This window comes from Comamonas squillarum, assembly GCF_025309455.1.
GTDB classification, from domain to species: Bacteria; Pseudomonadota; Gammaproteobacteria; order Burkholderiales; family Burkholderiaceae_C; genus Comamonas; species Comamonas squillarum.
In genome coordinates this window covers 2,714,949-2,739,396 of record NZ_CP104377.1, presented here as the reverse complement: position 1 = coordinate 2,739,396, position 24,448 = coordinate 2,714,949, and the positions used below count along the sequence as shown (strand labels likewise).

Genomic DNA, 24,448 nt, shown 5'->3' with positions numbered 1-24,448 from the left:
GGCCGCCGACCCGGCTGGTTGGGCGGCGGACAGGAGACACCATGAGCGAGACCAGATTGACCAGCAGCTATGCACGGGGCGCCAGCGAGCCGCGCCTGCTCAACAAGACCATCGGCCAGCAGCTGAGCGAGACAGCAGCGCGCTTTGGCGCGCGCGATGCGCTCATCAGCCGCCACCAGGGCCTGCGCCTCACTTACCAGCAACTGCTGGAGCAATCGCAGCAACTGGCCAGCGCCTTGCTGCGCGCCGGCATTGCCAAGGGTGACCGGGTGGGGATCTGGTCGCACAACAATGTGGAATGGGTGCTGCTGCAGCTGGCCACCGCCCATGTCGGCATCATCCTCGTCAACATCAACCCGGCCTACCGCACCTCCGAACTGGCCTATGCGCTCAACAAGGTGCAGTGCAAGGCGCTGTTTGTGATGGAGCGCTTCAAGACCAGCGATTACCTGGGTATGGTGCGCGCGCTGGCGCCTGAGCTGGAGACGCAAGCCAGCGCTGCGCTGCAGATTGAGGCCTTGCCCGATTTGCGCCTGGTGGTCTGGATCGATGTCGCAGGCCAGGGCCAGGAGCAGGCAGGCATGCAGCGCTTCTCGCGCTTTATCGCCAGCGGTGATGCGGCCGACCCGCAGGTCGCGCAGATAGGGGCCAGCTTGACGCCCTACGACCCGATCAATATCCAGTTCACCAGTGGCACCACAGGCTTTCCCAAGGGCGCCACCTTGACCCACCGCAATATCGTCAACAACGGCTATTTCATTGGCGAGGCGATGCGGCTCTCGGAAGAAGACCGGCTCTGCATTCCCGTGCCGCTCTACCACTGCTTTGGCATGGTGCTGGGCAATATGGCCTGCATGACGCATGGCGCGGCCATGGTCTACCCCAATGACGGCTTTGATGCGCTGACGGTGCTGGAGACGGTGCAGGCCGAGCGCTGCACCGGCCTGCATGGCGTGCCCACGATGTTCATTGCCGAGCTGGACCACCCACGTTTTGCCGAGTTCGACCTGTCGAGCCTGCGCACCGGCATCATGGCTGGCTCGCCCTGCCCGATCGAGGTGATGAAGCGCGTGGTCAGCCAGATGCATCTGTCCGAGATCACCATTGCCTACGGCATGACCGAGACCAGTCCGGTCAGCTGCCAAAGCTCGACCGACACGCCGCTGGACAAGCGCGTCTCCACCGTCGGCAAGGTGCATCCGCACCTGGAGGTCAAGATCGTCAGCCCCGAGACCGGCGAGACCGTGGCCCCCGGCCAATCGGGTGAGCTCTGCACGCGCGGTTATTCGGTCATGCATGGCTACTGGGGCGACGAGGCCAAGACGCGCGAGGCCATCGATGGCGATGGCTGGATGCACACCGGCGACCTGGCCACGATGGATGAAGAAGGCTATGTGAACATTGTCGGCCGCATCAAGGACATGGTGATCCGGGGCGGCGAGAACATCTACCCGCGCGAGATCGAGGAGTTTCTCTACACCCACCCGCAGGTGCAGGATGTGCAGGTGGTGGGCGTGCCCGACAGCCGCTTTGGCGAGGAGCTCTGTGCCTGGGTCATCGTCAAGGCCGGCCAAAGCCTGGATGCCGAGGCGCTGCGCAGCTACTGCAAGGGCCGGGTGGCCCATTACAAGGTGCCGCGCTACATCGAGTTTGTCGAGGCCTTCCCGATGACGGTGACCGGCAAGATCCAGAAGTTCAAGATCCGCGAGGCGATGATCGAATCGCTGAAGCTGGATGTGAGCAAGACGGCCTGAACCGCGCAGAGCGCCGCCATGCAGCACCCGCCTGAACGATCAATGCCCTTCCAGCTTGGCAGCTTGCTTGGCGGCGGCGCGGCGGGCCACTTCCAGGCGCTTGCGCAAGGTGATCTCGCTCAGGTCCAGCTCCTGGACCAGGCTGCGCAGCGATTCGTCGTTGATGCGGTTGTTGTGCCGCTCGGCGTAGATGGTGTGGCGCTCGACCTTGATGCAGTTGAGCCGCATCTCCAGCTCGGCCACATAGCGCAGGCGGCGCTCCTGCACCGCGTCGGGCGTGGCCAGGTCCTGCACCTCGGCGGTTTCGGGCGTGCGCTCCTCGTCCAGCAGGTCGATACGGTTGCGGTACTCGCGCGCAATCCGGCCTTCGATTTCATGCTGCTGGGCCTGCCATTCGGTGGGCTGCTGGGCGGCATCGTCGTCGCTCATCGCCAGGCTGTTGATCGCAGCGCGGCAGGCTGCAATGCGCGCCTGGCGCTCTTCGCGCACCGATTCGGGCTCGCTCACCGCCTGCACGCGGCGCAGCACCAGCGGCAGGCCGATGCTGCCGATCACCAGGGTGAACAAGATGGTGCCGGTGGCCAGAAAGATCAGCATGTCGCGTGCTGGAAACGGCTGGCCGTTGTTCAAGAGCAGCGGCACGGACAGCGCACCGGCCAAGGTGACCGCGCCTCGTATGCCCGCCAAGGTCGTGGCCAGGTTCAGCCACAGGTCGGGTTTTTTGACCAGCTTGCCGGCCTGGTGGGCCTTGTGCAGGCTGCGGCTGACGCCCAGCATCAGCCAGATCCAGCGCAGCGCCAAAAGTGCGATCGAGATGATGGCCACATAGCCCACCAGAATCCACCAGTCATGGCCGGCATCGCGCAAGGTTACGCCAATGATCGAGGGCAACTGCAGGCCCAGCAGCAGGAAGATCGCGCCGTTGAAGGCCGATTCCACCATCGCCCAGGTACCGGCGGTTTGCATGCGCTCGGAGATGTAGTCGGCGCGGTTCAGGTCGCCAAAATTCGTGGCCACGCCCGCGGCCACGGCGGCCAGAATGCCCGAGACACCAATCTTTTCGCCCAGCAGGTAGGCTGCAAAGGGCAGCAGCACCAAGAGCAGCACCATCTGCGTGGCGGCCACATCGCCCAGGCGGCGGGTGACGGTATCGCGCAGGTAGCTGAAACCCCAGCCCACCGCAGCGCCCACGCCCAGGCCACCCAGCGCAATCCACAGAAATTCCTGCGTGACCTGGGTCCAGGAGAACACACCGGTCAAGGTGGCGGCGATGGCAAATTTCAGCGCCACCAGGCCCGAGGCATCATTGAGCAGCGATTCGCCTTCGAGCACATGCATGGTGTGGGCCGGCATGCCCAGGTTGCGGGTGATGGCCGAGACGGCCACCGCATCGGTGGGCGATATCACGGCGGCCAGCGCAAAGGCCACGGTCAGCGGGATCTCCGGGATCATCCAGTGGATCAGGTAGCCCAGGCCAATCACGGTAAAAAGCACCAGGCCAAAGGCCAGCCGCAAAATAGGGCGGTACAGCGCAAAGAACTCGCGCTTGGGAATGCGCCAGCCGTCGGCAAACAGCAGCGGCGGAATGAACAGCAGCATGAACAGGCCGGGGTCGAAATCGATATGCAGGCCTTTTTGTGGCCAGGACAGCGCCGCGCCCAGCATGATCTGGATCAGCGGCAGCGGTATGGCCCGGATGTAGCGCGCAATGATGCCGGTGACGGCACCGATCATCAGGACGAGCAGGACGGTTTCGACGGTGTGCATGGTGCGGATTCGTTTGGCAGCAGACTATTTTTAAAGAAAACGCGTTTCTGAACGGAACGCTAGAACATTGAAGAGGACAAGCATGAGCAAACTCGCAACCCAGCTGAATGCTCGGTCGGCAGATTTTCAGACCAATGCGCAAGCCATGCGCAGCATTGTGGAGGACCTGCGCGCCCAGTCTGCCAAGGTGGCGCAAGGCGGTGGTGAAGCCGCCCGTGCCAAGCACCTGGGCCGGGGCAAGCTGCTGCCGCGTGACCGCGTGCAGATGCTGCTGGACCCGGGCACGCCCTTTTTGGAGCTGGCACCGCTGGCTGCGCTGAACATGTACAACAACGATGCACCCGGTGCGGGCCTGATCGCCGGCGTGGGCCGCGTCAGTGGGGTGGACTGCATGATCGTGTGCAATGATGCCACGGTCAAAGGCGGCACCTACTACCCGATGACGGTAAAAAAACATTTGCGCGCCCAGGAAGTGGCAGCGCAAAACCGACTGCCCTGCATTTACCTGGTTGATTCGGGCGGCGCCAACCTGCCCAACCAGGACGAGGTCTTCCCCGACCGCGAGCACTTTGGCCGCATCTTCTACAACCAGGCCAATATGTCGGCCCAGGGCATTGCGCAGATCGCCGTGGTCATGGGTTCCTGCACCGCTGGCGGCGCCTATGTGCCGGCGATGAGCGACGAGTCCATCATCGTGAAGAACCAGGGCACGATCTTTTTGGGTGGCCCACCGCTGGTGAAGGCTGCGACCGGCGAGGTGGTGAGTGCCGAAGACCTGGGTGGCGGCGATGTGCACACGCGCCTGTCGGGCGTGGCCGACCACCTGGCCGACAACGACACCCATGCACTGGCGCTGGCCCGCAAGGCCGTGAGCCACCTGAACAAGGCCAAACAGCCCAACTTGGCCGACAAGGCGCCGCAGGCACCGGCCTACCCGGCCGATGAGCTGTATGGCGTGATCCCGGTCGATACGCGCAAGCCTTTTGATGTGCGCGAAATCATCGCCCGCATTGTCGATGGCAGCGATTTTGACGAGTTCAAGGCCCGTTTTGGCGCCACCCTGGTCTGCGGCTTTGCCCGCGTCGAGGGCATGGAGGTGGGCATCATCGCCAACAACGGCATTTTGTTCAGCGAGTCGGCCGTCAAGGGTGCGCACTTCATCGAGCTGTGCTGCCAGCGCAAGATTCCGCTGGTCTTTTTGCAGAACATCACCGGCTTCATGGTCGGCCGCAAGTACGAGAACGAGGGCATTGCCCGCCACGGCGCCAAGCTGGTGACGGCGGTGGCCACGGCCAGCGTGCCCAAGTTCACCATCATCATCGGCGGCAGCTTTGGCGCCGGCAACTACGGCATGTGTGGCCGCGCCTACAGCCCCCGCTTTTTGTGGATGTGGCCGAACGCACGCATCAGCGTGATGGGCGGCGAGCAGGCGGCCAGCGTGCTGGCCACGGTCAAGCGCGATGGCATCGAAGGCCGGGGCGGCGCCTGGACGGCGGAAGAGGAGGAGGCCTTCAAGGCGCCCATCCGCCAGCAGTACGAGGACCAGGGCCACCCTTACTACGCCTCGGCACGGCTGTGGGATGACGGCGTCATCGACCCGGCCGATACCCGCCGCGTGCTGGCGCTGGGCCTGGCGGCCACGCGCAATGCACCGATCGAAGATACCCGATTCGGCGTCTTCCGCATGTAAGGCTCTGAGACAGAGAGGACACCATGAAAAGTACATTTCTGACCGTCGAAGCCACTGGGCCGGTGGCCACCATCACCCTGACCCAGCCCGATGTGCGCAATGCCTTCAGCGATGAGGTGATTGCCGACATCACCCGCGCCTTCAGCTGGGTGGGTGCGCAGGCCCCGGTCCGCGCCGTGGTGCTGGCCGCCGAAGGCCCGGCCTTCTGCGCTGGCGCCAACCTGAACTGGATGCGCGCGATGGCCGATTACACCCGCGAGGAAAACCTGGTCGACGCGGGCAAGCTCGCCGAGATGCTGCGCGTCATTTACACCTGCCCCAAGCCGACGATTGCGCGGGTGCAGGGCGATGTCTACGCCGGTGGCATGGGCCTGGTGGCCTGCTGCGACATGGCGGTGGCGGCCAGCCACGCCGGTTTTTGCCTCAGCGAGGTGAAGATCGGCCTGATCCCGGCCACGATCAGCCCCTATGTGATCCGCGCGATGGGCCCGCGTGCGGCGCACCGCTACTTTCTGACCGGTGAGCGCTTTGACGCCGCCGAAGCGCTACGCACCGGCTTTGTGCACCAGGTGGTGGAGGCTGAGGCGCTGGACAGCGCCGTGGACGGCCTGCTCAAGCACCTGCTGAGCGCCAGCCCGGCAGCGGTACAGGCCTGCAAAAAGCTGGTGCTCGATGTGGCCGGCCGTGAGGTGGACGAAGCGCTGATCGCCGAGACCGTGGCCGGCATCGCCGATATCCGCGCCAGCGCCGAAGGCAAGGAAGGCGTGCAGGCCTTCTTGAACAAACGCAAACCCAGCTGGCTGGGAGGCTGATGCAGCCCTAAAGCGGCCTTGGATGGCAGACAGCAAGCGGGCATTGGCGCTATAAACAGCGCGTTTGCTGACTGGCACTGAGGAGCACCACCATGGATATCTGGAACACCATCGTCAACTGGCTGCACGGCATGGGCCTGCATCTGGACAAGGACACCGCACACACGGTGGGGCAGGCGGCCGACCAGGTCGGCCAGGTGGCCGGCCAGATGGGCCAGGCCATGGCGCAGTGGGACTGGGGCCAGCTGATGGCGCTGGCAGCTGCGCTCGGTTGGGCCAGTGGCTTTCGGCTGTATGCGGTGGTGTTTGTGACGGGCATGCTGGGCGCCACCGGCGTGCTGCAGCTGCCCGGTGGGCTGACGGTGCTGCAGCAGCCGGTGATCCTGTTCATCAGTGGCGCGCTGCTGTTTGTCGAGTTCTTTGCCGACAAGATCCCCGGCGTGGATTCGGTCTGGGATGTGGTGCAAAGCGTGGTGCGGGTGCCAGCGGGTGCGGCCTTGGCGGCCAGCGTGTTTGGCACCGACAACGCGACGATGGCGACAGCGGCGGCCCTGATGGGCGGCACCTTGGCGCTGAGCAGCCAGGTGGCCAAGACCACGACGCGCGCGGCCATCAACACCAGCCCGGAGCCGTTCTCCAACTGGGGCGCGAGCCTGGTCGAAGACGGGGTCTCGATCGGCGCGGTGTGGCTGGCCATCCACCACCCGCTGGTGTTTGCGCTGGCGCTGGCCGTGGTGCTGGTGCTGATGTGGGTGATGACCTGGGTGTTGTGGAAGTTTTTGCGGGCCGTGGTGCGCCGGATTCGCCGGTGGCTGGGCCATGAAGAGCCGGTGGCCCTGGCCGCCACGGGCGCGGATCACCAACGATATTGACCGGGGGCTTGCGAAGGCGGGCTGGGGTCAGGGAAGAAGACTGAGGAGATTGTTCTATGTTCTCGAAAATTTTGATCGCCAACCGTGGTGAGATTGCCTGCCGCGTCGCCGCTACCGCCCGCCGCATGGGCGTCAAGACCGTGGCCGTCTACTCCGACGCGGACGCCCATGCCAAGCATGTGGCCGCCTGCGACGAGTCCGTGCATATCGGTGGAAGCGCCCCCAAGGACAGCTACCTGCGCTGGGAACGCATCATCGAGGCGGCCAAGGCCACCGGCGCGCAAGCCATCCACCCCGGCTACGGTTTCTTGAGCGAGAACGAAGACTTTGCCGTCGCCTGCGCCGCTGCGGGCCTGGTGTTCATCGGCCCGCCGGCCAATGCCATCCGCGCGATGGGCCTGAAGGCCGAATCTAAACAGCTGATGGAAAAGGCCGGCGTGCCGCTGGTGCCCGGCTACCACGGCGCGGGCCAGGACCCGGCCATGCTGCACGCGGAGGCCGACCGCATCGGTTACCCGGTGCTGATCAAGGCCAGCGCCGGCGGCGGTGGCAAGGGCATGCGCCTGGTGGAAAAGAGCGAAGACTTTGCTGCCGCGCTGGAGTCCTGTAAGCGCGAGGCCATCAACAGCTTCAGCAACGATGCGGTGCTGATCGAGAAATACGTGCTGCGCCCCCGCCATATCGAGATCCAGGTGTTTGGCGACACGCAAGGCAACTGCGTGTATCTCTTCGAGCGCGACTGCTCGGTGCAGCGCCGCCACCAGAAGGTGCTGGAAGAAGCCCCAGCGCCGGGCATGACCGCCGCGCTGCGCCAGCAGATGGGCGAGGCGGCGGTGGCCGCTGCCAAGGCCGTGGGCTATGTGGGCGCGGGCACGGTGGAATTCATCGTCGAGCAGCCCGGCGGCTACGACCAGCCCGAGGCGATGAAGTTCTACTTCATGGAGATGAACACGCGCCTGCAGGTGGAGCACCCGGTGACCGAGGCCATCACCGGCGAAGACCTGGTGCAGTGGCAACTGCTGGTGGCCAACGGCCAGCCGCTGCCCAAGCAGCAGGCCGAGCTCAAGATCAGCGGCCACGCGATCGAAGCGCGCATCTGCGCCGAGAACCCGGACAACAACTTCCTGCCCGCCACCGGCACCTTGCATGTCTACCGCAAGCCCGACTGCAGCAGTTTTGCAATCAGCGATGTGCGCATTGACGATGGCGTGCGCGAAGGCGATGCCATCAGCCCCTTCTACGACAGCATGATTGCCAAGCTCATCGTCCACGGCGCAGACCGTGCCCAGGCGCTGGCGCGGCTGGATGCGGCGCTGGCTGCGGTGCGCATTGTCGGCCTGCAGACCAATGTGCAGTTCCTGCGCCATATCCTGGCCACGCCCTCGTTTGGCCAGGCCAAGCTCGATACGGCGCTGATCCAGCGCGAAGAGGCACGGCTCTTCAAGCAGCGCGGCCTGGGCCTGGACACCGCTGCGGCCGCTGCCGTGGTGGCCGAGCTGCTGCAGGAGCGCGCAACCGAGAGCCACGACCCCTTCAGCCGCCGCGATGGCTGGCAATCGCATGGCGTGACCGAGCGCCGCTTTGACTTTGAGTTTGGCGGCGATAAGCTGCAGGCCGCGCTGCGCTATGAGGCCTCTGGCCTGGTGCTGACGGTGGGCGATGCCACGGGCCCGCTGCAGTTCAGCCCCAACGGCGAGCTCGTGGAGCTGCAGTTCAACGGCCAGCGTGACCGGGTGCAGACCTGGCAGCAGGGCGAGGTGGTGCATGTGTTCGCCCCGCGCGGCGCGGCCGAGATCACCGCCATTGATGCGCTGGCCCATGCCGGTGACGCTGGCAGCGAAGGCGGGCGCCTGACGGCCCCGATGCCGGGCAAGGTGGTGTCGTTTGCGGTCAAGGCCGGTGACAAGGTCAGCAAGGGCCAGCCGTTGGCGGTGATGGAGGCGATGAAGATGGAGCACACCATTGCCGCCCCGGCCGATGGCGAGGTGCTGGAGCTGCTGTTTACGCCCGGTGACCAGGTCACCGAAGGCGCAGAACTGCTGAAGTTGCAGGTCGCTGCGTCCTAAAGGGTGCCGCTGCGCTGTCTGTGACGGCGCGGCACCCTTTTCTGTGCTGAAATGCCGGCCATGAAAATTCTCGTCTACACCGACAGCGACGACCTGCAGCACTGGCTGGATGCGATTCGCCTGCACCTCCCCCAGGCCGAGGCTCGTGGCTGGACGCCCGGCATGGTGCAGGCCGATTACGCGCTGGTCTGGAAGCCGCCGCAGCAGCTGTTCGACGAGCAAGGCGCCGGCCTCAAGGCGATCTTCAACATGGGCGCCGGCGTCGATGCGCTGTTTGCGCGCCAGCTGCCCGCCGGTGTGCCGGTGCTGCGTCTGGAAGACGCCGGCATGGCCGTGCAGATGGCCGAGTATGTCTGCCATGCGGTGATCGACCATTTCCGTGACCTGGCGCCGTACCGGGCCCAGCAAAGCGCGGGCGTCTGGGCACAGCAGCCCTTGCGTTTGCGCAGCGATTTTCCCGTCGGCGTGATGGGCCTGGGTGTGCTGGGCGAGCGCGTGGCCCAGGCGGTGGCGCAGTTTGATTTTCCGGTGCGCGGCTGGAGCCGCTCGCCCAAGCAGATCGCCGGTGTGCAGTGTTTTGCCGGCAGCGCGCAGCTGCCGGACTTTCTGCGTGCCACGCGTATCCTCGTCAACCTGCTGCCGCTAACGGCGCAGACCGAGAACATCATCAATGCCGGCCTGCTGGCGCAGCTGCAGCCGGGCGCCTATGTGATCAATGTGGCGCGCGGCGCGCACCTGGTCGACGCCGACCTGCTGGCCGCGCTGGACAGCGGCCAGGTGGCAGGCGCCACCTTGGATGTGTTTCGCACCGAGCCCCTTCCCGCCGAGCACCCGTTCTGGCAGCAGCCGCAGATCCGCATCACGCCGCACAGCTCCGCCCGCACCTTGCCCGAAGAGACCTTGCAGCAGATCCTGCACAAGCTGCGGGCCTTTGCTGCCGGAGAGAAGCCTGGCGGCATGGTCTATGCCGATCGCGGATACTGATTCCGCCCCCCGTTTTTAAGAAATACCCCAGGAGACGCCCCATGGCCCGCTACCCCCAACGTGTCCAATTGATTGATGTCGGCCCGCGCGATGGCCTGCAGAACGAGAAATCGCCGGTGCCGGCTGCCGTCAAGATCGAGCTCACCCACCGCCTGCAGGATGCGGGCCTGACCGAGATCGAGGTGACCAGCTTTGTCAGCCCCAAGTGGGTGCCGCAGATGGGCGACAACGCCGAGGTGATGGCGGGGCTGGCGCGCAAGGCCGGGGTGCGCTATTCGGTGCTGACCCCGAACATGAAGGGCTATGAAGCGGCCGTGGCCTCCCAGCCCGATGAGATCGTGGTGTTTGGCGCGGCCAGCGAAGCCTTCAGCCAGCGCAATATCAACTGCTCGATTGCCGAGAGCATCGAGCGCTTTGCGCCGGTGGTGGAAGCGGCCAAGGCCGCCGGCATTGCGGTGCGTGGCGCGATGAGCTGCACCGTGGGCTGCCCGTATGAGGGCGAGATTGCGCCTTCGCGCGTGGCCTACCTCGCCGAGCTGATGAAGGGCATTGGCGTCGAGCGCGTCGATGTCGCCGACACCATCGGCGTGGGCACGCCGATCAAGGTGCAAAAGGCGCTGGAAGCGACCTTGCAGTATTTCAACCTGGACCAGGTGAGCGGGCATTTCCACGACACCTATGGCCAGGCGCTGCCCAATACGCTCGCGTCGCTGGAGCTGGGTATCTGGAACTTCCAGTCATCCATCGCCGGCCTGGGCGGCTGCCCCTATGCCAAGGGCGCGACCGGCAACGTTGCCACCGAAGACCTGGTCTACATGCTGCATGGCATGGGCATCGAGACCGGCATTGACCTGGACAAGCTGGTCGATGCGGGCATCTACATCAGCGACTTTTTGCAGCGCAAGCCCAACTCGCGCGTGGCCGTAGCGCTGATGAACAAGCGCGCGGGTTGATCGCCCAGCGCGGGCTCGCGAATGCCCGCTGCGCTGCAGCGGAGCCTGCTAAACGGCACAATCGTTGCTTAACAAGGAGTTGAACCATGTGTGGAGCGGAGTTGCTGAGCCTGCCCGAAGGGGTGCAGCGGGTAGCCGGGGTGCTGCAGGACAAGGGCCATCCGCATGGGCCGCAGATGCTGGAAGTCTCGGCGCGCACGGCCCAGGAGGCGGCCGATGCGCTGGGTATTGCGCTGGGCCAGATTGCCAAGAGCATTATTTTTCGCCGCAAGAGCGATGACGCCTGCGTGCTGGTCATCACCTCGGGCGACTGCCGCGTGGACGAGGCCAAGGTGGCGGCGCTGGTCGGCCCTGTGGGCCGCGCGGATGCGGAGTTTGTCAAGGGCCGTACCGGTTTTGCAATTGGCGGTGTATCGCCCGTCGGCCATGTGAGCCAGCCCGTTACGCTGATTGACCGCGAGCTGTTCCGTTTTGAACAGATCTGGGCAGCGGCCGGCCACCCCAATGGCGTGTTTGCGCTGGCCCCGGCCGATCTGGAAGCGCTGACCGGCGCGCCGGTGGCCGATGTGGTCAAGGAGGCGGCATGACGGAACAAATGGATAAGCCGGTGGAGCTGCCTGTGGCCTCGCCCGCGCCGCTGGCAGCCCGCACCAAGCAGGTGCGGGTGACTGGCGCCTTTGCCGCCGATTACAACGATGTCGTGCCATCGCCCTGCGTGTCGCTGTGCAAGATGAATGCGGACCGCAGCCACTGCATCGGCTGCTACCGCTCGATCGATGAGATCCGTGCCTGGTCCAAGGCTGACACCGCAGAGCGCCAGCAGATCTGGCTGCAGGCGCTGGGCCGTGCGGGCCTGGGCAGCAATGGCCGGCCGCTGGTGCCGACGCCCTAACAGGAGCCGGGTATGAAAAGCATCGATTTCTACCTGGACTTTGTCTCTCCCTACGCCTGGCTGGCTTTCCATGCGCTGCCGCAGGCGTTGCAGGGCCATAGCGTGCATGTGCGCTACCGGCCCGTCTTGCTGGGGGCGCTGCTGCAGCAGCATGCCAACCCGGGGCCAGCCGGCATTGCCGGCAAGCGCGAATGGACCTACCGCCATGCCAGCTGGCTGGGCCACAGCCTGGGCTGTGGGCTGCAGATGCCCGCCCAGCACCCCTTCAACCCCTTGCCCTTGCTGCGCCTGGCCTTGCGCACGGGCCAGGGCGGCTGCATCAACCGCTTCACGGCCGATGCCATCTTTCGCCATGTCTGGCTGGGTGGCGCCGATGCGCTCGATGCCCAGCGCCTGCCGGCCTTGGAGCATGCCCTGGCTGAGCAGCTGCGCCATGGCGACGCGGCCGAGCAGGAGGCCAAGCAGGCCTTGCGCAGCAATACCGATGCGGCGGCCGCCGCCGGCGTGTTTGGCGTGCCCAGCATGGTGCTGGACGGCAAGCTGTTCTGGGGCCTGGATGGGCTGCCGATGCTGAGCGCCTACCTGAATGGCGACGCCTGGTTTGCCGATGGCCAATGGGATGTGGCAGCAGACCGCCCCTCCGGTTTGGCCAAGCGCTGATTTCCGGCTTCTGCGCTGCTGAAAATGCCCCTTCCAGCGGTTTTGCCCGCCCTGGGACTTTCCCTTGGTCGCTGCTGCAGTGCAGCGATATTCCGCATCGCAAAACGCTTTGTGCGGGTTGCGCTGGATTTTGTCAGCGAATTGTCAGCAGATTGCAAGCTTGTGTTGGAAAACCGTCAGACTTGGGTCAGCGCTTGCTTGAAGAATGCAGTGTCCGCCAAACAAAAGAGCGGCAACACTACAAGGAGACAACAGCATGGCAACCAGTGCAGCAGCACGGCCGATGACCAAGGAGGAGCGCAAGGTCATCTTCGCCTCGTCACTCGGCACCGTTTTTGAGTGGTACGACTTCTATCTCTACGGCTCGCTGGCGGCCATCATCGCCAAACAGTTCTTCTCCGGACTGGACCCAACCTCCGCCTTCATCTTTGCGCTGCTGGCCTTTGCTGCCGGCTTTATCGTGCGCCCCTTCGGCGCGCTGGTGTTTGGCCGGCTGGGCGACATGATCGGGCGCAAGTACACGTTCCTGGTCACCATCTTGCTGATGGGCGCATCGACCTTCATCGTAGGTATCTTGCCCAACTACGCCAGCATTGGCGTGGCAGCGCCCATCATCCTGATCGTACTGCGCATGCTGCAAGGTCTGGCCTTGGGTGGTGAATACGGCGGTGCGGCCACCTATGTGGCCGAGCATGCGCCGCATGGCAAGCGCGGTGCCTACACCTCCTGGATCCAGACTACGGCGACCCTGGGCCTGTTCCTGTCGCTGCTGGTGATTCTGGGCACGCGTACCGCCATGGGCGAGCCTGCCTTCAATGACTGGGGCTGGCGCATTCCGTTCCTGGTGTCGATTCTGCTGTTGGGCGTGTCGGTGTGGATCCGCATGACCTTGTCCGAGTCGCCTGCGTTCCAGCGCATGAAGGCCGAAGGCAAAACCTCCAAGGCACCGCTGCGCGAATCGTTTGGCCAGTGGAAGAACCTGAAGATCGTGATCCTCGCGCTGATCGGCCTGACCGCTGGCCAGGCCGTGGTCTGGTACACCGGCCAGTTCTATGCGCTGTTCTTCCTGACCCAGCAGCTCAAGGTCGATGCCGTCAGTGCCAATCTGATGATTGCCGTGGCCCTGCTGATCGCCACCCCGTTCTTCGTGATCTTTGGTGCACTGTCCGACAAGATCGGCCGCAAGCCCATCATCATGGCCGGCTGCCTGCTGGCCGTGCTGACCTACTTCCCCGTGTTCAAGATGCTGACCGAAGCGGCCAACCCCGATCTGGCAGCGGCGCAAGCCAAGAACAAGGTCGTGGTCGTGGCCAACCCGGCCGAGTGCTCCTTCCAGTTTAACCCGACGGGCACCTCCAAGTTCACCAGCTCCTGCGACGTGGCCAAGCAACTGCTGGCGGCCAATTCGGTGAGCTATGAAACCGAGGCGGCGCCTGCCGGCACGACGGCCATCATCAAGATCGGCAACGACACCATCCCCAGCTACTCGGCTGCGGGCCTCAGTGGCGACGATCTGAAGGCCAAGGACGGTGCGTTCAAGAAGGCTGTCGCCGAGACCCTGGCCAAGGACGGCTACCCAGCCAAGGCCGACCCCGCCAAGACCAACAAGGTCTTGACTGTGGTGCTGCTGACCTACCTGGTGCTGCTGGTGACCATGGTGTACGGACCGATTGCCGCGATGCTGGTGGAAATGTTCCCGACCCGCATCCGCTACACCTCCATGTCGCTGCCCTATCACATCGGCAATGGGTGGTTCGGTGGTCTGCTGCCCACGACGGCCTTCGCGATCGTCGCGCAGACCGGCAACATGTACAACGGCTTGTGGTACCCCATCATCATCGCCGGTATCACCTTCGTGATCGGTACATTGTTCGTGCGTGAAACCAAGGATGTGGATATTTACGCGAACGACTGAACCGCATGACTGCGAGATGGCCCCGGGTATGCAGATGGCCTGATACCCCTGGCCTTCACCTCCCAACAGCACCTTCGGGTGCTGTTTTTTTCTGGGCGGTTTGGTATCTCATGGTTAATACCAGGGTGTGTCACATAAGTGTGGTAGCGATGCGTCACTCTCGCAAAAACTGCAAGATATTCAGCGCGTTTTCCGGAGTCTGCCGCCTAGAATTAACATTATGTGACGGGCTGAAACCTGCCCCGTGCGGACCCCAACAGCACCGTCCAACCATTTTTAATGACTACATCCCCGAGGACACTATGCGTTCACTGAATCGTTTGATGATTGCCACCTTGGCCGTTGCTGGCTCTACTGCTGCACTGGCTCAAAGCAGCGTGCAGGTTTATGGCCGTGTGAACACCTCGGTGGAACGCCAGAAGGTGGGCGATGTCTCCACCACCGGTTTGTTCAACAACGCATCGCGTATCGGTTTCCGTGGCACGGAAGACCTGGGTGGCGGCCTGAAGGCTGGCTTCGTGCTGGAATCGGGTTTCAACTCGGACGACGGCTCGGGCACCGGCTCCGCTGGTGGCCTGACCTTCCGCCGCCAAAGCGAAGTGAACCTGGCGGGCAACTTCGGTATGCTGCGTCTGGGTACCTTCACCGCTGAGTCCTACTATGCAGTGGCTGACTACGGCGTGCTGGACCAGCCTAACCACGACACTGGTTCGCTGTCGGACGCGCTGTACAGCTACGTGATGCGCGACTCCAACAAGATCGCCTACCGCACTCCCGTGTTCCTGGGCGGCCTGACCATTGAAGGCGCTGCCTCGTTCCACGAAAAGGCTGCTGGCACCAACGACAAGCACGGCTACGACCTGGCTGCCAACTGGGAAAGCGGTCCTCTGGCCCTGGGTGCAGGCTTCACCAAGGTCGGTGGCGACAAGCAACTGGGCCTGCGCGCGCACTACACCATCAACGCCTTCCAACTGGGCGCTTACTACCAACGCTCTGACGAAGAGCTGCGCGGCAAGCGCAATGCAGCGCGCGTGACCGGTATGTACACCATGGGCGCTTCCGAGTTTGTCGCTGGCTTCGGCTGGGCTGGCAAGTGGGACGACGTCAGCAACAGCGGCGCACGCCAGCTGATCCTGGGCTACAACTACAACCTGAGCAAGCGCTCCAAGCTGTACGCTGGCTACACCAAGGTCGACAACAAGGCCAACGCCAGCTACGCCACCGGCATCTCCGGCGCCGACTTCAGCACCTTCGCTGCGGGTATCCGCCACAACTTCTAAGCAAGCCTTGGGCGCCCGGCTCGCCCCTGCTTCCCAACCCGCCTTCGAGAGATGGCGGGTTTTTTTGTGCCGCCCAAGCCTGCGGCTCGGATACATCGCCATTTGCTAATATCTGTAAATATGTACAGTGTTTTGCAGGGCTTTGCCGCGAGCTGATTCAGCCGAGGAATGAACTCCCTAGAATGGTTGCTCACGATCATTTTGCCCCCACGCAGTCGTGTCGGCCTTCCGAGTTTGGGCATCCATGGCACTGCGCATGGGGGCTTGCTTATCCGGCGGCTGGACTGCGCCAACGAATTACTGGATAGCTCATCGGTATGTCTCAGGAAATCATTCGCATCCGTGGTGCGCGTCAGCACAACCTCAAGAATCTGGATCTGGATATCCGCACGGGGGAGTTGACCGTGGTGACCGGGCCCAGCGGCTCGGGCAAGTCCAGCCTGGTGTTCGACACCTTGTATGCCGAGGGTCAGCGCCGCTATGTTGAAACTTTCAGCGCCTATGCGCGCCAGTTTCTGGACCGCATGGACAAGCCGGCCGTGGACAAGGTCGAAGGCGTGCCGCCCGCCATTGCGATTGACCAGACCAACCCGGTGCGCAGCTCGCGCTCCACGGTGGGCACGATGACCGAGCTCAACGACCACCTGAAGCTGCTGGTGGCACGCGCCGGCCATCTGTTTGACCAGCAGACCGCCTTGCCGGTGCAGCATGACACGCCCGAGAGCATTTACGAGCAGTTGCTGCAGCGCAGCCAGGCCGATGACCCGCGCATCGTGATCACCTTTCCGGTCGAGCTGCCGGCCAACACCAGCGCTGAGCAGGTCGAGCAGTGGCTGTCGGCCAGCGGCTTTACCAAGGTGCAGGCCGAGCGCGAGGTCGATGTGGTGCGGCAGGCAGCGGCCGTGGACAGCAGCAAGAAAAAGCCCAAGGCCGGCAAGCAGGCCGCGGCCGAGGCGCCCCAGCGGGTCAAGCTGCTCGATGTGGTGGCGGATCGCTTTCGCCTCAGCAAGGCCGAGAAGGCGCGCGTGATCGAGGCCATCGAGGTGGCCCTGAAGCGCGGCAGCGGCCAGATGACGGTGTATGCCGTCGCCGAGGCCGATGCCGACGGCAACACCGCCGAGCCCGCGCTGTGGAAGTTCTCCGCTGGCCTGCACTGCCCGGAAAGCGGCCTGCGCTACCGCGAGCCGACGCCGTCGATGTTCTCGTTCAACTCGGCCGTGGGCGCCTGCGATGCCTGCCGGGGTTTTGGCCGGGTCATTGGCGTGGACTGGGGCCTGGTGATTCCCAACGAAAAGCTGACCTTGCGCACCGGCGTGATCAAGCCGATCCAGACGCCGGCCTGGAAGGAGATCCAGGACGATCTGATGCGCCATGCCGAGGCGCAGGGCATTCCCCGCGACACCGCCTGGGCCAAGCTGACCGAGGCGCAGAAGGACTGGGTCATCCATGGCGAAGAGGGCTACAAGGACGGTAACTGGAGCCGCCAGTGGTACGGCATCCGCCGCTATTTCGAGTACCTGGAAACCAAGTCCTACAAGATGCATATCCGCGTCTTGCTGTCCAAGTACCGCAGCTACACGCCGTGCCCGGTCTGTGGCGGTGCACGCCTCAAGACCGAGAGCCTGCTGTGGCGCGTGGGATCGAAGGCCGATGCCGATGCAGCCTTGCCGCCGGCCCAGCGCTTCATGCCGCGCGGTGTGGCCTGGAGCCGCGAGCAGCTGGAGGCCTTGCCCGGCCTGAGCCTGCACGACCTGATGCTGCTGCCCATCGTGCGGCTGCGCCAGTTCTTTGCCAGCATGGATATCCGCCGCAGCAACGATGGCGACGCGCAGGCGCTGCGCCTGCTGCATGAGGAAATCAGCAACCGCCTGCTCTACCTCTGCGATGTCGGCATTGGCTACCTGACCCTGGACCGCCAGAGCCGCACGCTGAGTGGCGGCGAGGTGCAGCGCATCAACCTGACCACGGCCCTGGGCACCTCGCTGGTCAACACCTTGTTCGTGCTGGACGAGCCCTCGATCGGCCTGCACCCGCGCGATATGGAGCGCATCACCGTCGCGATGAAGCGGCTGCGTGATGCCGGCAACACCCTGGTGGTGGTGGAACACGACCCGGCGGTGATGTTTGCCGCCGACCGCATGATCGACATGGGCCCAGGCCCGGGCGAGAAGGGCGGCCAGATCGTGTTTGACGGCACCCCGGCCGAGCTGCGCCATGCCGACACGCTGACTGGTGCCTACCTGGGCGGCCGCAAGCAGGTGGGCATGGGCGCCAAGCGCATGGTGACCGAGAGCACGCCGCGCCTGATTCTGGAAGGCGCGACCGAGCACAACCTGCAGAACGTGTCGGTGGATTTTCCGCTCCAGCGCCTGGTGGTGGTCACCGGCGTGTCGGGTTCGGGCAAGTCCACACTGATTCAGGACGTGCTGGCCCCTGCCTTGATGCGCCATTTTGGCAAGCCCACCGAGCTGGCTGGCGCGCACCAGCGCCTGCTGGGCGCTGACCACCTGTCCGATATCGTCTTTGTTGACCAGTCACCGATTGGCAAGACCGCGCGCTCCAACCCGGTCAGCTATGTGGGCGCCTGGGATGCGGTGCGCGAGCTGTTTGCGACCGCGCCGCTGTCCTTGCAGCGCGGCTATACCGCCGGCAAGTTCAGCTTCAACAGCGGTGATGGCCGCTGCCCGACCTGTGGCGGCTCGGGCTTTGAGCATGTGGAGATGCAGTTCCTCTCCGACGTCTACCTGCGCTGCCCCGATTGCGACGGCAAGCGCTACCGCGCCGAGATTCTGGAGGTACGCATCGAGCGCGATGGCCGCTTGATGAACGTGGCCGATGTGCTGGAACTGACTGTCAGCGAGGCGGCCGCGCTGTTCGCCAAGGACCGCGAGGTGATCCGCGCGCTGCAGCCCATCGTCGATGTGGGACTGGAATATGTGAAGCTGGGCCAGCCGGTGCCGACCTTGTCGGGTGGCGAGGCCCAGCGCCTCAAGCTCGCCGGCTTTCTGGCCGAGGCCGCCAAGAGCGCCTCCAAATCCAAGCAAACGCTGGCGCGTAAGGGCACCTTGTTCCTGTTTGACGAGCCCACCACCGGCCTGCATTTTGAAGACATTGCCAAGCTGATGCGCGCACTGCGCAAGCTGCTCGAAGCCGGCCATTCGCTGATCGTCATCGAGCACAACCTCGATGTGATCCGTGCCAGCGACTGGCTGATCGACCTGGGCCCCGATGCTGGCGAAGACGGCGGCAAGGTGGTGGAAGAGGGCACGCCCGAGGAGGTGCGCAAGTCCGGCCGCTCCTACACCGCGCAGGCGCTGCGCGACTACGAGCTGGCCATGCTGGGTGAGCGCGGCGATGGCCAGCCCCACGAAGTGCGCGAGCAGCGGCCGGCCTATGCGCTGGCGCCTGCAGCGCAAGCTGCGGCGCTGCCCGGGCCGGGCAACAGCATCCAGATCATCAATGCCAAGGAGCACAACCTGAAGAACCTGAGCGTGGACATTCCGCGTGGCAAGTTCAACGTCGTCACCGGCGTGTCGGGCTCGGGAAAATCGACCCTGGCGTTTGACATCCTGTTCAACGAAGGCCAGCGCCGCTACCTCGAATCGCTCAACGCCTATGCGCGTTCCATCGTGCAACCGGCGGGCCGCCCCGAGGTCGATGCGGTCTACGGCATCCCGCCGACGGTGGCGATCGAGCAGCGCCTCTCGCGCGGCGGGCGCAAATCCACGGTGGGCACCACGACCGAGGTCTGGCATTTTCTGCGCCTGCTCTACGTGAAGCTGGGCGTGCAGCATTGCACCAAGGATGGCGCAGCGGTCCAGCCGCAAACCCCCGAGAGCATTGCCGCGCAGCTGATGACGCAGTACCGCGGCCAGCTCATTGGCCTGATGGCCCCGCTGGTGGTCGCGCGCAAGGGCGTCTACACCGAGCTGGCGGACTGGGCGCGGCCGCGTGGCTACACCCATCTGCGCGTCGATGGCCAGTTCCTGCCGACCACCGGCTTTCCGCGCCTGGACCGCTTCAAGGAGCACACGGTCGAGCTGCCGGTGGCCAGCATCGAGATCAGGCCCGAGAACGAGGCCCTGCTGCGCGACAAGCTCGCCACGGCGCTGGAGCTGGGCAAGGGCGTGCTGCATGTGCTCTCGGCCATCGGCACCCTGGAAGCGGCGATGCAGACGGGCAGCGACACATCCGCCATTGGCCAGCTGCAGGTGTTCTCCACCAAGCGCGCCTGCCCGGTCTGCGCCACCAGCTATGCCGAGCTGGACCCGCGTTTGTTCTCCTACAACAGCAAGCATGGCTGGTGCCCCGACTGCGTGGGCACCGGCGTCAAGCTGACTAAGGACCAGCGCAAGGTCTATGACGATTCGGTGATGAGCCAGGACAACCGGGGCCGCGAGCAGAGCTTTGAAGAGCCCGAGGCCGAGGATGTGGGCGAAACCACCTGCCCGACCTGCCAGGGCACGCGCCTCAATGCCACCGCCCGTGCGGTGCTGTTCCACGGCCAGTCGATCTCGTCGATCGCCCGCCTGTCGGTCACCGATGTGCGGCTCTGGATCGAGGGCCTGGTGCTGTCGGGCCGCGAAAGCGATATCGCCCGCGACCTGGTGCCCGAGATCCACAGCCGCCTGGCCTTTCTGGAAGAGGTGGGCCTGGGCTATCTGACGCTGGACCGGGGCGCGCCCACCTTGTCGGGCGGCGAGGCGCAGCGCATTCGCCTGGCCGCGCAGCTGGGCAGCAATCTGCAAGGCGTCTGCTATGTGCTCGACGAGCCCACGATTGGCCTGCATGCGCGCGACAACCATATCCTGCTCAACGCGCTGCACAAGCTGGGCGCCAAGGGCAATACGCTGGTGGTGGTGGAGCATGACGAGGACACGATCCGCCGCGCCGACCATGTGATCGACATCGGCCCTAGCGCCGGCAAGCGCGGCGGCCGCCTGGTGGCCCAAGGCACGACGCAGGATGTGATGGATGCGGCCGACTCGCAGACCGGCCGCTACCTGCTGCATGCGATGCGCCACCCCTTCCAGCCGCGCCGCCTGGTGCATGGCGTGGCCGATGCGGTGTTGTCATCGCCCGCAGACGACGCAGCGCCCGTCGCCAAAAAGCGCACCAAGAAGCAGATCGCCGCCGACGCCGCTGCCGCGCTGGCCGCCGACAGCGCCCAGGCCAATGCCGCGCTGGCCGCGCCGGCCCGCGCCGATGCGATGGCGCCGCTGCACTGGCTGTCCGTGCTGGGCGCCCACCTGCACAACCTGCAGAACGTGGATGTGCGCGTACCGCTCAAGCGCCTGGTGGCCGTGACGGGGGTGTCGGGCTCGGGCAAATCCACGCTGGCGCGCGATGTGCTTCTCACCAATGTGGCCGCCTGGGTCGGCCAGCGCGCCACCAAGGCGGGGCGCGATGACATGGATGCCGGCAAGGCGCCGGCGCTCTTGGGCTGCAAGGGCCTGCAGGGCTTTGAGCGCATCGACCGGGTGCTGGAAGTGGACCAGACGCCGATTGGCAAGACGCCGCGCTCCTGCCCTGCGACCTATATCGGTTTTTGGGACACGATCCGCAAGCTGTTTGCTGAGACGCTGGAGGCCAAGGCGCGCGGCTATGCGGCCGGGCGTTTCTCCTTCAACACCGGCGAAGGCCGCTGCCCGGCCTGCGAGGGCCAGGGCATGCGCACCATCGAGATGAGCTTTCTGCCCGATGTGAAGGTGCCTTGCGAGGTCTGCCATGGCGCCCGCTTCAGCCCCGAAACGCTGGCGGTCACCTGGCGCGGCAAGAGCATTGGCGAAGTGCTGCAGATGGAGGTCGACGAGGCGGTGCTGTTCTTTGCCAGCATGCCCAGCATCGCCCATCCGCTGCAGCTGCTGCAGGATGTGGGCCTGGGTTATCTGACCCTGGGTCAGCCGTCGCCCACCTTGTCGGGTGGCGAGGCGCAGCGCATCAAGCTGGTGACCGAGCTGACCAAGGTGCGCGATGACATCACGCGCCGGGGCAACAAGGCGCCCCACACCTTGTATGTGCTCGATGAGCCCACCGTGGGCCTGCACATGGCCGATGTTGACAAGCTGATCCATGTGCTGCACCGCCTGGTCGATGCCGGCCACAGTGTGGTGGTCATCGAGCATGACCTGGATGTGATTGCCGAGGCCGACTGGGTGATCGACCTGGGGCCCGAGGGCGGCAATGCCGGTGGCCGCATTGTTGCTACTGGTACGCCCGAGGACCTGGTCCACGCGGGCACGCATACCGGCAAGGCGCTGGCGCCGGTGCTGGCGCGCTGACTGCGGCGTGGCGGCAGGGCGTTTGCTGACAGCGCGCCCTGCCGGGCCTGGGCACAATCGCAACATCACCTGCAAGGAGCCCTTGATGCATATTGACCCCCGGCACCCGGAAGCCCCGCCTGTCAAAGACCCCGCCCCGGTACAACCACCACCAGTGCCCACGCCCGGCATTCCATCGCCTATCCAGGAGTAGAGATCAAGGGGCGCTGGATACCGCTGCCCAGCGGCGTATGATCGCGGTTTTCTGAGCCCCTGAATTCTGGCGAGCAAGCATGCGCATATTGCTGATTGAAGACGAGCTGGAGATGGCCGCCTGGCTGGTGCGCGCCCTCAAGCAATCGAACATCGAGGCGGTGCATGCCGCGCATGCGGCGATGGCCACGCGCCTGCTGCCCGACGGCCCCTTTGATGTGGTGGTGCTCGATTTGCAACTGCCCGACCAGCATGGCTTTGACTGGCTCTCGGCCATGCGCGGCCAGGGCCGGCGTGAGCCGGTGCTGGTGCTGACCGCGCAAGGGGCGGTGCAGGACCGCGTCGAAGGCCTGCACCGGGGAGCCGATGACTACCTGACCAAGCCTTTCGATGTGGCCGAGCTGGAGGCGCGCCTGGCGGCGCTGCACCGGCGCAGCCAGGGCCGGGTGCAGGCCATGCAGCAATGCGGCTCGCTGCGCTACGACAGCAACCACCGCACCTTCTGGCTGGCCGAGCAGATGCTGGCGCTGACGCCGCGTGAGCATGCAGCGCTCGAAGCGCTGATGGCGCGCACCGGCGCGCCGGTGGGCAAGTCCAAGCTGACGGCCAAGGTCTTCCCGCAGGACAGCAGCGTCAGCCCCGATGCCATCGAGCAGGTGCTGCACCGGGTGCGGCGCAAGCTCGCGGGCGGCGATGTGCATATCGTGACCGTGCGGGGCTTGGGCTACATGCTCGAAACCCTGGTGCCCAAGGGCCCGGGCAATCCACTTTCCTCCTGACCACCATGGGCTGGCGCCTGCGTTCTTCCCCGGGCCTGCGTTTGCGCCTGCTGTGGGTGCTGGTGCCCGTGCTGATGGCCCTGCTGGTGCTCGACAGCTGGCGCGACAGCGTCAGCCTGGCACGCGAGCTCGAGCGCGCCTATGACCAGAGTCTGTTGGAGCCGGCCCAGGCGCTGTCGGACAACCTGCGTTGGGACAGTGACGGCCAGCTGAGCCTGGACGAGCCCCTGCACATCATCTCGATGTTCGAGGTGCTCAGCAGCCGGCGCAAGTTTTTGCGGGTGCAGATGCAAACCCCCGACGGAGCCCAGCAGCGCCTGTTGCTGGGCGCCGCCCAGTTCCCTGAACCCGCGCATGACCCGGCCGACCCCAGCCGCCCATTCCGCGCGGCAGACGATGACACGCGGGTGTCGTACGCCGCTGAAGTGGACCACCAGCCGGTGCGGGTGCTGGCGCTGCTGCGGGTGCTGCATGACCAGTCGGGCCAGGAGTGGCGCGTGCTGATCCAGACCGCGCAGACCAGCGCCGGCATTGAGCGCACGGTGCGCAGCCTGATGTGGGACAGCCTGCTGCGCGATGGGCGCACCTTGCTGGTGCTGGTTCTGGTGGTGTGGCTGGGCGTGGCCTGGGGCCTGCGCCCGCTCCAGGCCTTGCGCCGCGCCGTGCAGCAGCGCCGCAGCGATGACCTGCAGCCGCTGGCCACCGAGGCCGTGCCCGGTGAGGTGCGGCCGCTGGTTGATGCGATGAACCTGCACCTGGCGCAGCAGCGCGATGCGCTGGCCCAGCAGCGCCAGTTTCTGGCCGATGCCTCGCACCAGCTGCGCACGCCGCTGGCCATTCTGAGCACGCAGGCCGCCTATGCGCTGCGCGAGACCGATCCCGAGGCCGTGCGGGCGAGCTTGCGCAGCATGCTCCAGCAACTGCAGCGCGGCCGTCGCGTGTCCGAGCAGCTGCTGGCCCTGGCCCATGCCAGCCAGCCTGCCGTGCAGCAGGCCCGGGAGGGCGAGGTCTGCGACGCCAATGCGGTGGCGCGCGAGGTGGTGCTGGCCTATCTGCCGCTGGCGCTGGACAAGCAGCAGGACCTGGGCTGGATCGATGTGCGCGGCCAGGATTTTGAGGGGGATGCCGAGGGCGAGGCCGACCCGGGCGCCGCGATGGCCGCAGCGGTGCAGGCCCCCGCCACCGCCGTCTATGAGCTGCTGGCCAACCTGGTGCACAACGCGATTGCCTACACGCCGGCCCAGGGCCGCATCAATGTCTCGGTGCAGCGTGACGGGGCCTGGGTGCAGATCCGCGTGCAGGACAATGGCCCCAGCATTGCACCCGAGGACCGCGAGCGCGCCTTTGCGCGCTTTAGCCGCTTGCAGCCTGATGCTGCGCAGGCGCCGGGCGGATCGGGCCTGGGCCTGGCCATTGCCCGGGCCTATGTGCAGCGCTTCTACGGTGAACTGCTGCTGGACGATGGCGAGGCCCGTGATGGCGTTGCCGGCCGGGGGCTGACCGCCCTGGTGCGCCTGCCTGTGGCCCACGACCGAGCCTGAGCGCGCTGTC

Annotated in this window: 16 protein-coding genes; 15 read left to right on the top strand and 1 reads right to left on the bottom strand. The window is 65.3% G+C overall.

Going from position 1 to position 24,448, the window contains the following annotated elements; genetic code table 11:
* Window positions 1-41 precede the first annotated feature (41 nt).
* Window positions 42-1,754: an AMP-binding protein gene (locus N4T19_RS12665; protein ID WP_182343626.1), complete on the top strand. Its 1,713-nt coding sequence runs from the start codon at window positions 42-44 to the stop codon at window positions 1,752-1,754.
* Between the two features lie 39 nt (window positions 1,755-1,793).
* Here the strand turns inward: N4T19_RS12665 and N4T19_RS12660 are convergent, their stop codons facing one another.
* A complete protein-coding gene (locus tag N4T19_RS12660) occupies window positions 1,794-3,521 on the bottom strand; it encodes a Na+/H+ antiporter (protein ID WP_116926532.1) in 1,728 nt (575 codons plus the stop codon).
* Between the two features lie 82 nt (window positions 3,522-3,603).
* Here N4T19_RS12660 and N4T19_RS12655 point away from each other — a divergent pair, with 82 nt between their 5' ends.
* The 14 genes from N4T19_RS12655 (at window position 3,604) to N4T19_RS12590 (ending at window position 24,438) form a co-directional block, all read left to right on the top strand.
* Window positions 3,604-5,211 (top strand): carboxyl transferase domain-containing protein, encoded by a 1,608-nt coding sequence (locus N4T19_RS12655; protein ID WP_182343624.1) that lies wholly within the window; start codon window positions 3,604-3,606, stop codon window positions 5,209-5,211.
* A 23-nt stretch (window positions 5,212-5,234) separates the two neighbouring features.
* Window positions 5,235-6,023 carry an enoyl-CoA hydratase/isomerase family protein gene (locus N4T19_RS12650; RefSeq protein WP_182343622.1) on the top strand — a complete coding sequence of 263 codons (789 nt, stop codon included), beginning with the start codon at window positions 5,235-5,237 and terminating at the stop codon, window positions 6,021-6,023.
* Between the two features lie 92 nt (window positions 6,024-6,115).
* On the top strand, window positions 6,116-6,895 hold the full coding sequence (locus tag N4T19_RS12645; protein WP_116926529.1) for a DUF4126 domain-containing protein: 780 nt from the start codon (window positions 6,116-6,118) through the stop codon (window positions 6,893-6,895).
* A 56-nt stretch (window positions 6,896-6,951) separates the two neighbouring features.
* Window positions 6,952-8,961: an acetyl-CoA carboxylase biotin carboxylase subunit gene (locus N4T19_RS12640; protein ID WP_260718219.1), complete on the top strand. Its 2,010-nt coding sequence runs from the start codon at window positions 6,952-6,954 to the stop codon at window positions 8,959-8,961.
* A gap of 60 nt (window positions 8,962-9,021) precedes the next feature.
* Window positions 9,022-9,945 carry a 2-hydroxyacid dehydrogenase gene (locus tag N4T19_RS12635; RefSeq protein WP_116926568.1) on the top strand — a complete coding sequence of 308 codons (924 nt, stop codon included), beginning with the start codon at window positions 9,022-9,024 and terminating at the stop codon, window positions 9,943-9,945.
* A gap of 41 nt (window positions 9,946-9,986) precedes the next feature.
* Window positions 9,987-10,898, top strand: coding sequence for a hydroxymethylglutaryl-CoA lyase (locus N4T19_RS12630; RefSeq protein WP_116926527.1), 912 nt, complete (start codon window positions 9,987-9,989; stop codon window positions 10,896-10,898).
* An 86-nt stretch (window positions 10,899-10,984) separates the two neighbouring features.
* A complete protein-coding gene (locus N4T19_RS12625; protein ID WP_260718218.1) occupies window positions 10,985-11,485 on the top strand; it encodes a YbaK/EbsC family protein in 501 nt (166 codons plus the stop codon).
* On the top strand, window positions 11,482-11,790 hold the full coding sequence (locus N4T19_RS12620) for a DUF1289 domain-containing protein (protein WP_232539448.1): 309 nt from the start codon (window positions 11,482-11,484) through the stop codon (window positions 11,788-11,790). Before N4T19_RS12625 ends, N4T19_RS12620 begins: the two co-directional genes overlap by 4 nt.
* A 12-nt stretch (window positions 11,791-11,802) precedes the next feature.
* Window positions 11,803-12,450, top strand: a complete 648-nt coding sequence (locus N4T19_RS12615; RefSeq protein ID WP_260718217.1) for a DsbA family protein — start codon at window positions 11,803-11,805, stop codon at window positions 12,448-12,450.
* 256 nt (window positions 12,451-12,706) lie between these two features.
* Entirely contained in the window at window positions 12,707-14,365 is a 1,659-nt protein-coding gene (locus N4T19_RS12610) for an MFS transporter (protein ID WP_116926523.1), read from the top strand.
* 302 nt (window positions 14,366-14,667) lie between these two features.
* Window positions 14,668-15,645: a porin gene (locus N4T19_RS12605; protein ID WP_116926522.1), complete on the top strand. Its 978-nt coding sequence runs from the start codon at window positions 14,668-14,670 to the stop codon at window positions 15,643-15,645.
* A gap of 317 nt (window positions 15,646-15,962) precedes the next feature.
* Window positions 15,963-21,926, top strand: coding sequence for an excinuclease ABC subunit UvrA (gene uvrA, locus N4T19_RS12600; RefSeq protein ID WP_260718216.1), 5,964 nt, complete (start codon window positions 15,963-15,965; stop codon window positions 21,924-21,926).
* 272 nt (window positions 21,927-22,198) lie between these two features.
* The gene (locus tag N4T19_RS12595) at window positions 22,199-22,897 is read left to right on the top strand and encodes a response regulator (RefSeq protein WP_260718215.1); all 699 of its coding nucleotides are present in this window, start codon (window positions 22,199-22,201) and stop codon (window positions 22,895-22,897) included.
* A 5-nt stretch (window positions 22,898-22,902) separates the two neighbouring features.
* The gene (locus N4T19_RS12590; protein WP_260718214.1) at window positions 22,903-24,438 is read left to right on the top strand and encodes a sensor histidine kinase; all 1,536 of its coding nucleotides are present in this window, start codon (window positions 22,903-22,905) and stop codon (window positions 24,436-24,438) included.
* Window positions 24,439-24,448: the final 10 nt, after the last annotated feature.

Bases quoted from the DNA above. Each gene is read 5' to 3' on its own strand.
- N4T19_RS12635 (WP_116926568.1), top strand. From the start codon at position 9,022: ATGAAAATTCTCGTCTACACCGACAGCGACGACCTGCAGCACTGGCTG.
- N4T19_RS12650 (WP_182343622.1), top strand. From the start codon at position 5,235: ATGAAAAGTACATTTCTGACCGTCGAAGCCACTGGGCCGGTGGCCACC.
- N4T19_RS12655 (WP_182343624.1), top strand. From the start codon at position 3,604: ATGAGCAAACTCGCAACCCAGCTGAATGCTCGGTCGGCAGATTTTCAG.
- N4T19_RS12595 (WP_260718215.1), top strand. From the start codon at position 22,199: ATGCGCATATTGCTGATTGAAGACGAGCTGGAGATGGCCGCCTGGCTG.
- N4T19_RS12645 (WP_116926529.1), top strand. From the start codon at position 6,116: ATGGATATCTGGAACACCATCGTCAACTGGCTGCACGGCATGGGCCTG.
- N4T19_RS12640 (WP_260718219.1), top strand. From the start codon at position 6,952: ATGTTCTCGAAAATTTTGATCGCCAACCGTGGTGAGATTGCCTGCCGC.
- N4T19_RS12630 (WP_116926527.1), top strand. From the start codon at position 9,987: ATGGCCCGCTACCCCCAACGTGTCCAATTGATTGATGTCGGCCCGCGC.
- N4T19_RS12615 (WP_260718217.1), top strand. From the start codon at position 11,803: ATGAAAAGCATCGATTTCTACCTGGACTTTGTCTCTCCCTACGCCTGG.
- N4T19_RS12605 (WP_116926522.1), top strand. From the start codon at position 14,668: ATGCGTTCACTGAATCGTTTGATGATTGCCACCTTGGCCGTTGCTGGC.
- N4T19_RS12620 (WP_232539448.1), top strand. From the start codon at position 11,482: ATGACGGAACAAATGGATAAGCCGGTGGAGCTGCCTGTGGCCTCGCCC.
- N4T19_RS12590 (WP_260718214.1), top strand. From the start codon at position 22,903: ATGGGCTGGCGCCTGCGTTCTTCCCCGGGCCTGCGTTTGCGCCTGCTG.
- N4T19_RS12610 (WP_116926523.1), top strand. From the start codon at position 12,707: ATGGCAACCAGTGCAGCAGCACGGCCGATGACCAAGGAGGAGCGCAAG.
- uvrA (WP_260718216.1), top strand. From the start codon at position 15,963: ATGTCTCAGGAAATCATTCGCATCCGTGGTGCGCGTCAGCACAACCTC.
- N4T19_RS12625 (WP_260718218.1), top strand. From the start codon at position 10,985: ATGTGTGGAGCGGAGTTGCTGAGCCTGCCCGAAGGGGTGCAGCGGGTA.
- N4T19_RS12665 (WP_182343626.1), top strand. From the start codon at position 42: ATGAGCGAGACCAGATTGACCAGCAGCTATGCACGGGGCGCCAGCGAG.
- N4T19_RS12660 (WP_116926532.1), bottom strand. From the start codon at position 3,521: ATGCACACCGTCGAAACCGTCCTGCTCGTCCTGATGATCGGTGCCGTC.